General features: G+C 26.4%; 9 protein-coding genes. 1 reads left to right on the forward strand and 8 read right to left on the reverse strand.

What is annotated here, in order from left to right; all coding sequences use genetic code 11:
* Window positions 1–17: 17 nt before the first annotated feature.
* A complete protein-coding gene (locus CRU95_RS08955; RefSeq protein WP_129100799.1) occupies window positions 18–1,163 on the forward strand; it encodes a TniQ family protein in 1,146 nt (381 codons plus the stop codon).
* Here the strand turns inward: CRU95_RS08955 and CRU95_RS08960 are convergent.
* From CRU95_RS08960 to CRU95_RS08995, 8 genes are all read right to left on the reverse strand, one after another.
* Complete coding sequence (locus CRU95_RS08960) at window positions 1,125–4,106, reverse strand: RNA-directed DNA polymerase (RefSeq protein WP_129100800.1); 2,982 nt, start codon at window positions 4,104–4,106, stop codon at window positions 1,125–1,127. The genes CRU95_RS08955 and CRU95_RS08960 overlap by 39 nt on opposite strands.
* 10 nt (window positions 4,107–4,116) lie before the next feature.
* Window positions 4,117–5,529, reverse strand: coding sequence for a DNA double-strand break repair nuclease NurA (locus CRU95_RS08965; protein ID WP_129100801.1), 1,413 nt, complete (start codon window positions 5,527–5,529; stop codon window positions 4,117–4,119).
* A 1-nt stretch (window position 5,530) separates the two neighbouring features.
* Window positions 5,531–7,501 carry an ATP-binding protein gene (locus CRU95_RS08970; RefSeq protein WP_129100802.1) on the reverse strand — a complete coding sequence of 657 codons (1,971 nt, stop codon included), beginning with the start codon at window positions 7,499–7,501 and terminating at the stop codon, window positions 5,531–5,533.
* A 4-nt stretch (window positions 7,502–7,505) separates the two neighbouring features.
* Window positions 7,506–8,774, reverse strand: a complete 1,269-nt coding sequence (locus CRU95_RS08975; protein ID WP_129100803.1) for a DNA methyltransferase — start codon at window positions 8,772–8,774, stop codon at window positions 7,506–7,508.
* Window positions 8,774–9,001 (reverse strand): DUF6471 domain-containing protein, encoded by a 228-nt coding sequence (locus tag CRU95_RS08980; RefSeq protein WP_129100804.1) that lies wholly within the window; start codon window positions 8,999–9,001, stop codon window positions 8,774–8,776. The genes CRU95_RS08975 and CRU95_RS08980 overlap by 1 nt, the downstream gene beginning before the upstream one ends.
* Before the next feature lie 118 nt (window positions 9,002–9,119).
* Entirely contained in the window at window positions 9,120–9,893 is a 774-nt protein-coding gene (locus CRU95_RS08985; RefSeq protein ID WP_258238669.1) for an exodeoxyribonuclease III, read from the reverse strand.
* A 135-nt stretch (window positions 9,894–10,028) separates the two neighbouring features.
* A complete protein-coding gene (locus CRU95_RS08990; protein ID WP_129100805.1) occupies window positions 10,029–10,961 on the reverse strand; it encodes a hypothetical protein in 933 nt (310 codons plus the stop codon).
* Between the two features lie 55 nt (window positions 10,962–11,016).
* Window positions 11,017–12,711, reverse strand: a complete 1,695-nt coding sequence (locus tag CRU95_RS08995; RefSeq protein WP_129100806.1) for a hypothetical protein — start codon at window positions 12,709–12,711, stop codon at window positions 11,017–11,019.
* Window positions 12,712–12,742 lie beyond the last annotated feature (31 nt).

Consider the following 12,742-nt stretch of genomic DNA (forward strand, 5'->3'; position numbering starts at 1 on the left):
TAAACTATCCATTTCAAATACATTTACACCCTTTAGAAGATGAACTTTTAAGCTCATGGCTAACAAGAATGGCTCATGCCCATTATATGTATCCTACAACCTTTTTAAATTTGCATATTAAAAATACAAGAAAAAATTCATATACTCGTAAAGACTTAGATTTTTATGACAATCAAGAGTTTTTTGATTTGTTAGCTATGAAGAGTATTTTGACAAAAGAAGAGCTACATAAGATATCTTTACGAAGTCAAGAAGGCTATCTTTTTATAAATCAAAGTTTATATCCTCCACAGCAAATAAGAAGACTAATAGATAAAAGAACACACTTTGGCTTGATGTACTGCCCTAAATGTTTAGAAACCGATGAAATACCTTATTGGAGAAAGAAGTGGAGATACTTTTTTTATACAGCTTGTCCTAAACATAAGATTTTTTTAACTGATAGATGTTGGCATTGTTATAAACCAATAAAACTTTTAAAGACGGAATTAACGGATAAGATAAAATACTGTAGCAATTGTGGTGCAGATTTAGGTTTGACTGATACACATCAAGATAATATCCCCGATGATTATGGCTTAGAAGCTATAAGATGGTTTGAAGAGGGTTTAGAAAGAGGATATTTTGAGATAAATGGACAAAAAGTTTGGTCTGTAATGTTTTTTCATATCTTTTGTAGATTATATTATCTGTTAGATAGAAAACAAGATTTAGTTTTAAAAAACTTTTCAAAACTAGACGAATATAAATTAATATGCAAAAAATTAGAGGTTTATAATTCAAAAAAAGCAAGTGCTATTTATAAAACTTTTTATGTAAATAGTATGATTTATCATCTATTCAAAAACTTTCCTTTTAACTTTTTAGATTTTATTCAATCTAATCATTTAACATATAAAGAGTTCACTCATGGACTTAAATATATACCTTATTGGTATGAACGAATGTTAAAAGAACTTATTCCTAAAGAAAATAAAAGTGGAAGAATAATTAGTGAAAGTGAAGTAATTGGTGCGATAAATTATTTAGAAAGACAAGATAAAATTGTAAATCAGAAAAATGTAGCCGAAATTGTAGGTTGCCATTTTACAATTCATAAGGGATTTGTAAAAATTTATAAAAATTCACAAAGTAAAATTTGTTTTACGTTTTCTCCATCTTGAAACTTCATAACCTATAGGAAGGGGTTTAAACTTAGGATTTAGAGAAGACTTTTTTTGTCTTTGAAATCTTCTTAATTCATCAAAGTTAATACTCCCTAAAACATAAAAGTCACTAATTCCCCCTTTTACACGAATTAAATCTCTTTTATAGGATTCCTTAAAAGGAACTCTTATTCTACTGTCACCATATGTTCTATTGTTTATTTGTATAACAAATGAATGTAAATCATATGCAGTAGATTCTATTAGGGAATTAAATGTTTCAATATCTGAATTCCATTCTAAAATAAATAAACCATCAATTTTACCTTGAAAAAAAGATCTATTTAGAATATTTGTAAGATCACTGCATATCAATAATCCAAAATAAAATTCACCATGTTTATAAATTGGAAGGTTTGTATTGGAAATTGGTGGTTCATATAGTTTTTTACTTTGTGTAGTTAAGTATTTTTTTTCAGCTAATGCTGGTTTTAACTTTGATTGTAAATAAATTAAATTAGTTTTATATCCTGGCCAATCAGTAACTAGGGATAGTAAACTATCATTCTTCAAACCTTTTATTTTAGGTTCTGAATAATATTCTAAGCCACATATTAATGAAATTCCATGTTGGGCAAGCTTATATGCTATACTGAAGGCCCATCTTCTTGGTATACTACATTCAGGAAAAGTTATATAATTAATTTTGTTCTTTTCTTTTAGTATTTTATTAATTAATTGCGTTAGATTTGAGTATCTTTGAACAGACCTATCGGGGGTACCTTTTACAACAGCTTCCCATTGCTTATCCTCTGTTTTATAACTTGTTAAAGCAACAATAATTTGTTTATTTATAATTTTATTTGGAATATTAAGGAGTAATGTCTCATCCAAAGCTGAAAAGCCTATAATCTCATCACTTTTAACTCCTGCACCTCTTAATCCTAAGATAGCTCTTTTTAAGAGGCTTCTATTATGTAGTGTTTCTGGAATTATTAGTATAATTTCTTGTAGGGTTAGAGGTCTTGTGGGGAAGGTTAATGCTTTCCAATGAGGTATTTTTAAATTTGCAGCCTCTCTAAAGTACCTTATAGAAGCGAGTTTAAGTATTTTTTGAATAGATCTTCTTTTTGGTATATCTTTATCCTTCGCATCTTCAGTTTGAGAGTAATACCAATATTCTTTATATGGACGTTTCCCTAAATCTTTAATTAATAAGGTATTACTTAGTTTTTTTATAGAGTCTCTTCTAGAAGGAAGATTTTTATCTTGAGTAATATTTTGTAGCTTGCGTATAATTCTCCCAAGTTTCGTCCATTCCTCAAAGCCTTTAACTGTTGAAGAAACAAAAGCAGTTTCTATAAGGACTTTAACCATATATTGTTTATAGCTATTAAATTTAATTTGTATATCTGTTTTATCATCTGTAGTTTCTTCAAGGAGTTGAAAGGTAAAGATTAAATTATCGATAAACTCTGAAGCTTCTTTTAAATCATTACAAGCAATCATAATAGAGAATATTCTATTGTAATATCCTGTATAATCAAAAATACCTGAAGGTGCTAAGAGATATCTATTTATTAGAGTATAAAATTTTACTCTCAAATCTTTCCAATTACTTGATTTTAAGTCTTTTGCATAAGATTCAATATCTTTTAATAATAGTGAAAAGCCTAGCCTTTTTATAGAAACTACATCTGTTTTTCTAAGTGCATCTGCTTCAAGGCTAGCATCTGCTGTACTAAGTAATGCTCTTGCTGCCATTTCAGAAGTTGAATCAGGTAGATTAGCTAATAAGCGATATTCACTAGATTGAAGTTTAATTTGCTTATTAATATTATTGATTAAATCAAGACCATGTTCACTAGATAAATAGAATATTTTTTGCTTATCACTACCAAAAATTAAGGTTGAATCTAAACTATACTGAAAGTTAATTGTTAAACTATCATTATTTTTTTGCAAACATGGTATATTGGTAGTTATCCAATTCATTAGATTTTCTGCATTTTGAATCTCTTGGGGAGAATTAATAACTAAAAAAATATCATCTACATATCTACCATAGTAGAGAGGGTTAATGTGTTCGTTAATTTGCTTATCAAATTCATATAATAAAATATTTGAGATTATTTTTGAAGCAGAAAGTCCTACGGGCAATGCACCCTCTGTTCGAGAATCGTAATCTGGAGTGTATTTATACCAAGTGTTCATGGCACTAATAATTTCTTCTGTCAATAATTTACTATTTGTATCTAAAGTTACCCCAATAATCTTTAGAAATGTTGGGGCTAAAATAAAATTTGGACTTACATTATGATAAAATCTTGATAAATCCATTGTAATTGCATGAATATTCAATCCCTTTTCTACAGATATTTTCATTGTATCGAGACCTTTTTCTCTCCACTTCTTGTATGCTGAAAAATATGGTTGAAATAATCCTAAGGTATCTGTGTTAATTTCGCCTATCTCATCAGTTTTTTCTTTATATCTTCTAAGTCTATTTCCATAGGTAAAGTTTTTATTAAGTTTTTCTTCAAATAGGTGACCTACTTTTAGAATCCAAAGGCTTGAAATAATATGAAAATTAACAGATGCATCAATGACTAATCTATATGTAGTTTCGAGTTTTTTTTTGTTATTTAAATCAAATTGTCTGGACCAGTTTTCAAAAGGATCAAGACCTACATAGTGGCTTTTTTCTTGCCAATTTGAAGTATTGATTGATTTAGGCATATAAAGGGAGTTTCCTAAGTATTCTTTATCTAAATGCCATAGTGTTTCTTTATCTTGTAATTTTTTTTGTAATTTTTTTAGGTTATTATCCAAATTTTCTTCATATTTGGCGAATGAAATGGAAGTTGGATGGTTACCATCATAAAAAGATTCAACTTTTGCTTTTTTGTAAGCTAAGTAGAGATCTGCTAATGTAATAAAATTATTAGAATATTTTTTCATTTCTTCGCACTTATATAGTTTTAGAGTTACTAATTGACTCTTTTGTAAATAGTGTAAGCATTTTATTACTTGGAATATCTGAAAGTGACACAAGTTTATTTATTAGAGTAACTGGAATAAAAGCTCTATTATACATATCACACCGAAGTTCACAAAGTATATTAATCATTGTTTTAAGATTTAAGAAATCTTCAACATTTGGGTTATTAATATATTTTATATAATCCATACATTTATTATTTTCACTAATGCAAGGAAGAGGAAAATCTACTACAAAGGATAAACTATTGTCAAGTTTATACATCATCTTTGTACCAAAATAAGTATTCTCACCAAAGACAGTTGACGTATCTCCTGTTATGTATTTTTTTATATATTTTAAGTTAGGTAAAACAAGAGTGTTATTTTTAATTTTATTTTCCATATTAGAAAGATGTTCAATAAACATACCACTCTTTTCTAATCCTACGATATTTACAAAACTTCTTTTACCTTTAATCGATGCTTTATATAAAGTTTGAATAAAAGGTCTTACTACATATTTATTAAAATCATCTAGCCTACTATATAAAGCTAAAGAACCATCTTTTATAAACATGCACTTTGCTAATTCTTGTGCTTTTTTATTTTCATGGGCTACCCTAAAAAAAGTTAAAATCAAACAGACTTCAAAAACACTCATTAAATAAGAAACTATACCTGTTGCACCATTAAAATCATCAACTAAATCATGTAAACTAAAAATATCTGTAAAATATATTATTTCTCCGCAATCACACTTAATAGTATCGTTAATACAATCATCATAGGTTGATTTTTTTTTAAAGGCTACTCTACTTTTACAATTATGGCAAGTTACACTAATTTCACCTTTACCTTTATTCTCATGACTAAGATATTCTTTAAAAGTAAGCCATTTAACAGTATTTAAAAGAGTACTTTTTGAATCTCTATCAGTTAATTTATTTTCAAGAAAAATTTTGAAAATAGTTTCTCTTATTGTATTAACAAAGGTTCCTGTTTTAAATTTTATTATTTTAACAGGAAGCACAAAATGATATTTATATAAATTTTTTAATTTTCCAATATCATCAGGATCAATAGTTTGTTGTTCATTTAAGGTTTTAAGTAATTTTCTATCAAAGTATAAAAAGCCTAAACTATAATATGCAAGTTGAGCAGAAGGATAGTTGTCTTTTATCGTAACTATTTGATAGCCTCCATCTACAACGAAGATTTGTTCTATGTCTGATTCCACTTTATCTTCTATAGTTGAAAAATCTGTACTAAATTCTTTAAGATCAAGATCTGATAAATGTTCAACATCAGGTATATAACAATTTTTTAAGTAGTCTTGAACCTTTTTATCATTAATAATATATTGATGATTAAATTTTGATGCTTTTTCCCCTGGTTGTCCCATGTTATACCTCAAATCTTTTGATTTGTACAGGGATAATAAAATTATTAGAATAAGTTTTTATTCTAGCATATCCTACATCACTATTTTTCATAATACTATCACTAAAATCACCAAAATCATAATATTTTTCTAAAGCTCTTAATTCATCCCTATTATTAAGATGAGAAATAAACCAATTTTGTGTATTTTTTAAGATACTTGAAGAAATTGAACTAACTTCTTGAGTAGAGTAACTAATACCAAGTTTTAGTTTTGCCCCCTCTTTGGCTAATCTATTGTAAATACTTTTTAAATCTTTATCATCTTTTGGAAAGATATTATGTGCCTCTTCAAAATACATCTGTATAAATTCAGGTTCTATATCCTCTGTAAATTTATTCATGGATTCATTAAAAATATGAGTACAAAGTCTTGTGATATAAGTCTTTTGAATTTGTTCACTAGCACTTGATAAATCCACTAGAACAATTTTTCCTTCTCTTAACAGTTTATCTATCTCAATTTTATAATCACTATCCCCATTAGTTGAGTGCAATTTAGAATATTCTAATAAAATTTTATAACCGCCACCTCTATTGGCGAGGAGCATATTATATAAAGCTTCATAATCTCTATCCCAAACATCTAAACTTGTACTTTTTGATTTTACAGTTTGCATTAATTCATAATTAGTTTCAAACCATTTATCTGCATCTTTAATAGAAATTCCATCATTACTAATAGAGGCTCCATCTATACCTTTAAAATAAAGTTTGTAATTTTGATTAACTTTAAAGCCAGCTCTGTATAAAATACATTTGTATAGAGCAATTTTTCTAAGCCTATTACTTTTATAAAAAGATTTTTCTTTTTCATTTTTTTCAATATCATCTTCATCATAAGTATCAAATAATTTAACATTTTTAAAAGCACTTACATATTGTTTATCTTGAAACATCAATTGTTCACATAAAAAATCAAAGGTAAATTCTAACATAGAGTTATTGTAAAAATTATACTGCAAAGCTCTAACATCTGCATATTTATCAACTTTTTTAGGAGATACAGAATACCTGATAACTGTTCCATTTGTACTAAATTTATCATAAATAGAACCAACATCTTGTTTATTAGGAAAAGTATATTCACCGTTTATGTCAAAGACAATTTGCCCTATAGCTTTTTTAAAGTTTTCACTTTCAGTTGTTAGTTGCTTTGTTTTATTGTGCTCGATAAATTTTTTATTTAAATCAACTATAGCACTCATTACTATTTTAATAGTATTTGATTTACCAGTTCTTGTCATACCAAAGAATGCTGTTCTTCTTGCAACGATATCATTTGGTTTTATGACAACAGGAACTGAATAATCACCTTGATTTAATAAAGTATAGGATTTACTTGAAGAGTACCTAAGATCTCCAATTTTTACCTCTAGATTAATTTCATCAGTGTCTTTTTCATTTTTAGAGTTTACAATCTTTGCTAGTTGTTCATTAGAGGGTTTAAATACTTTATATTTGTGTGCCCCTAAAAAGTTTTCAAGGTCTGTTCCAAATTTTAACTCTTTTTCTTCAAAAAAGAAAGTACCTAAAATTCTACAGTTCAAACCTGAAAATTGATAATAATTTTTAGTATAAACATCAGGAGACAAATTCTTTCTAGCTTCAGGTTGTTCCATATAAGTGTCAATCATAGCTTCAATTATCATACTTGATTGAGGAATTTTCGCAATATCTACAACTCTCAATAAAATTCCCTCTTTAGAATATTTTGATAGTTCATTATTATAAATTGCAATTAAGAAGGTACCATGAGGGAGCCCTTTTACATTAAGTTTCCATTTGTCATTAGTAAGAATTTTTGCATTATTGTAATCTACTTCGTATGTAAACCCAACAAATTTTTCATCATTATATTCAATTGATTCGAAAAAACCACCTGCTATTTCTGATTGAGAATTTTTAGATGTGAGATTATCAAGAAATTCCATTATATTATGTTCTCCTTTTTAGTATCATAATGCGGTCAACTTCAGTTGCTTTTCCTTTTTTATTTCCCCATATTTTAGTAACTTTAACTTCCCCATTTTCATTTAGGTTATCTGTAATAATATTCATTAGATTAAGTTTACAGCCACCATTTTTTTGTATCAAATTCCAAGTTTCCTGGGCAAGATTTAAAGTTTCACCTTTACCTTCATTTACATCTCCAATAACTACAAAAGCATAACCATCTTTTTTTAGTATTTCGTTCCAACTATTAAAAAGATCCTGCATGTATAGGGCATATTTTACAAGTGATAAATTGTCTGATAAGTTTTGTTTTTGGGTTTTATGGTATATACCAACATTTTTATCTACTTTTTCTATATCTTCATCTAGAAGCCATAATCTTATCCAATTATATTTTCCATAATTAATTACTTTTAAATAAGGTGGAGAGGTTACAATTAATTTAACACTTTCCTTCCCATATTTAGATTTTATTTTTGCAGAACTTTTAATTGCATCAGCATTAAAACAATACCCTTTAACATAGTTTTTTAATGATTTAAAACTATTTTGTTGATCAATTGTATTTGTCGTCTCTTTTAAAATAGTTTCAACTCTATTTTTTATAAGATTAAAAACATTTTGTTTTGGTTTAGTTAGGCCATGTTTTTTTACAAAGTTTTTTATATAATTAGGAGACATACTAAAAGTATTAGGCATATCAATACTACAGTAGATAGAAGAACCATCTTTTCGTTGTTTACCGTGCATTAAACCTGTTAATATTGCTAAAATAAAGTTATCAATCTTTTTCTTTTTACTTAATTCTTTTTTTAAATATATTAGCTGAGCTAAAGTAGTTTCTTCATCGTATAAAATTTTTATGTCTTCAGAAATGTTATTAGTATCAGGTTTTATGTATCTCTTTTCAAGTTCATTAATACGCTTATGGATATTTTTAATATTTAAAGGTAAGTTAGCCTTTGCTTTTGTTAAGCATACAGCCAATGGGTTTAAATCATTTCCAATACCAATTCTTCCCAATCTACATGCTTCAAAGATAGTTGTTCCTCTTCCTGAAAAAGGGTCAAAAACTAAATCATTTTTTTTTGAAAAGTTTTCAATAAAATAGTTTGGTAGGCTAGGTGGAAACATTGCAAGGTAAGCAGTCATTTGATGAATTTTAGAAAATGTTGAATATGAAAGTGTATTATAAGAAGATGAATTAATATTGTATTTAGAATCTCTAAAATATTCTGTCTTTATTGTCATTAGGGTCTTTCAAACTTTATTTTTTGTACATCAATTGCAAGTAAACACTGAATAAAAAAGACACTACTAAAAGTTCCTCTATTAATTTTAGTATTTATTGATTCTGGAGTTTCTAAAACTCCTAAGTTTTTTAATTTAATAGAAAGTTGTTCATAAGTTATATTTTTCTTTTTTATTTCTGCTTTCAATAAAGATTTAATATAATTCGACCATTTTTTATCTATCATTAAAACCTAACTAATAAACTTTCTTTAATTACTATAATATACCATAAACTAAATAAAAAACATTGAAAGAAAAATACAACATAAGTGATATAAATATAACACATATGTTATATTTTTCTTAAATTACTAATTCTATCCCAATTGGACAATGATCCGAACCTATTACTTCATCAAGAATAAAAGCATTCTTTAAATTGTTTTTTAAATCTTTTGAAATAAAAATATAATCAATTCTCCAGCCTTCATTTTTTAATCTTCCATTAGAACGATAGGACCACCATGTATATGCTTCTTTTTTTTCTCCATGTATAAATCTGTATGTATCAAGATAGTTTTTTTTAAGAAATTTATCTAGACACAATCTTTCTGTATCTGAAAATCCTGATTTTGAATGTATTTTTGTTTTTTTTAAATCTATATTTTTATGAGCAGTATTAAAATCACCACATATGATAATAGATTTTCCTTCTTTTCTTAATCTTTCACTGTATCTATAAAATTTATTCAAAAAATTGATTTTATATTTTAGTCTTTTTTCTGATGATTTTCCATTTGGAATATAAACATTAAAAATAACAATATTTTTATGATGGTGTTCAATAATTCTACCTTCACTTTTTATATCCACTTCTTCAGTAAAACTTTCGCTTTCCAAATTTAAGTCTGTATAGGTCAAGGTTCCAGACATTCCTTTTACATTTCCACAGTTAATGGCAATATTTTTATAAACTTTGTTAAAGGTATTTGGGATGTCTTTTTCTTGAGTTCTAATTTCTTGTAAGCATAAAATTGTTGGTTTAAATGTATCAACCCAAAGTAAAGCTTTTTTATTAGAAATAGCTTTTATTCCATTTACATTCCACGAAAAGATTGTTATTGTTTTAGTATTCAAAATTTTATCCAATATAAGAAAATATCTAATTATATAAAGTTTAAGTTTTATTATACAATATTAAATAAATTAGCATTAATTCCAATTTATTTTTAAAGTATAAAAGTATTTATAAAGGTAAGAACTATTTTATTATTATTTTTTTATTATTAAATTAGTAATATAAGCTTCTGTTACTTTTCCTTTATTCTTCACAACAGTAACTTCTAATTTTCTTGCCTTATTATTATCTGCATCCTCAAATAGTTTAATATTATTTTCTGGTAATAATTTTGAAGTTGCCCAAAAAGTTTTTGGTTTCATTTCTTTATTGTGACTTTCTATTTTAATATTCCATCCATAGGTTTCTTTTGTAAAACCTTTAATATTGAAACTTTCATTATATTTTGTGATAGTATCTTTTTCTTCTTCATCATAAGCAAATTTTTCAGCATCAGTTTCATTGTATAATTCTTTTTTTGTTTCATCTGTTTGTATCTCTAATTCCTCATTTGTAGATAACATTTCAATAGCTGTTTTTATAGGTCTATTCTTTCTCACTTCAAGTTTTTTATTTTCTTTTAAAATATCTATTGCATTGGAAGCAATTTCAAAAGCATCTGATTTATTTTTACTGTCTAAATAAATTTTTAATGTTTCTTTTTGAGTATCTAAATAATTTTGCCAAGAACTTGAAGAAAAGTATGCTAATATAGCAATTATTAGGGTTATTGAAATTTGTTTTCCAGTCATTTTATTAATTTGCTCCCATATTTCTTTTGGTAGATCATTAAGAAAGTCTAATTGAATACTACCATCTTCAACTTTGAAAAATATTTCAGTTTCTCTTGCTTTTGATTTGCCAATAGTAGTTACTAAAAATTCTCTATAATCTTTTTTAAATGTAACTAACAAATCTGCAAAGTCTGCAGAAATATAACCATTATTAACTTTAAACTTTTCACCTTTAAATCTTAAGTTAAATGCAATAGGTTTTACTTCTTTAATTTCTATTTCTTTATCTTCTATTATAGCTAAAAGTAATTTTTCGAGGTCTTGCTTAGATTCAATGTTTATTAGTTCTTTCATACTTGTCCTTATTTTATATATTATTATTGTAAAATAATTCTTAAAACATTCTAAGTTAATGCCAATTAATTATATTTAGTAATCTTAATAACCATCTCTCCAGAACCTCTTCATGCTCATTTTCATCATTGATTTGAGCATGCCGATGAGTATTAAACTTTAGTGTATTTAAATCATTATAAGTATCTTTTATTTCTTGTAAAACCTTTTGTTCAGAATATCTCATCTCAAGAGCTTCAGTAATTGCATCTTCAAATATTTCATTTTTTGAAGCAATAACCCAAGTTGCAAAGTCATTATGTTCTGACTCTACTTCAATTAAAACTATTTTTATGTCATTGTATTCAAAAGCACAAGTAACATATTGTTTTATTCTGTTATGGATAGAACATTGACTTGTTAGTTCATCACTTTTTGTATAGCTAACAGGTACATTCTTTGGTATGTCATTATATATAAATTCACTAACAAGATTAGAGTTTTCAATAAATTCAATACTTTCTAAAAAGATATCAAAAGTAGGAGGTTTAGAAACTTCATTTTTATTATCATTATCTGTTTCTAATCTTGATTGTTGTGCTGTTTCATCACCAGAGTTTTCTCCTTTTGAAAAACTTACTGATACTTCACCTTTTTTTTCTTTGTCAGTTACTATAGGTACATTTGGGTTCTCTTCTTCAAGTGAGCCATATGTAATATCTTTATTTATTAATGATAGGTTTTGAGTATTTTCAATTTCTCTAATTTTGTTTGTACCATAAATCAAAGAAGGTGTATCAGTATTAACAGTTTTCTTTCTTTTTTTAGGTTTTCTACCTTTTATATGCAATCCCTCTTCATCATTTGGATCAATCTTCCTATCTTTTTTCTTTTTCTTTAAAATAGTAAGCTTTTCAAAATCTAAGGTTGAATCATCATTTTGTATTTCATTTACAAGATAAGTTTTTTTATTGCTAGAACTATCTTCTATTTCAATGTATCGTATTTTGATATTAAAAATTTCTCTTGTCGGGAATAAGGCTTTTATAGGGATTAAAACCGTAGGCTTTTTATCCATATCATTTTTAGTTTTAAATGCTGAAATATATCTTGAAAAATCTACGAAACCTTTTTGTGCAATTTCATCTGTCAAAAATCTATATATAAATGGTCCATCAAGTTTAGAAGCATGTGACTCTAATACTAAGATAGCATCTGTCTTATCGCCTAGATTTGAATTTACACTATCATATAAAATAAATGGATTTCCTTTATACAAAGACTCTTTCATAGAAGAAGATTTAAAATAGTAATAAAGTGCTATAACATATGAAGGAATAATATATTTAGCATCTTCATTTTCATGTACATAGCAAAAGTTCCCTCCGTATTTAAAGGCATTAAAATCATTATTACCTAAAATATATTTGATACTATTTTTTGAAAGTACTTTATAAATAGGTTGTTGTTCTTTCATTTGTAAAGTATCAATTTCAAGATAATCTTCAAACTCATTTAAATCTTTATTAACGAGTTTACCTTCTTTATAAGTATTTCCTAGTTTAAATTTATATCTTAAAAGTTCTGGGGTGATTTCAACTGTTTCTAGATAGTTAGTCTTTATGTTTTGGAACTGTACTAAAAAGTTGTGGCTATTTTTATTATTGTGGTTATATTTTAATCCAAGAATAGCATTTAATTTAAAACTAGAATATTGACCTTTTTCAGTTTGCATAAAATCAAGGGTCAAATTTCTAGTTGAAGTAGGCATTAAATTATCACTAACTAATGTATATTATCAT

This window comes from Arcobacter sp. F2176, from assembly GCF_004116465.1.
Lineage (GTDB): Bacteria > Campylobacterota > Campylobacteria > Campylobacterales > Arcobacteraceae > Arcobacter > Arcobacter siniprincipis.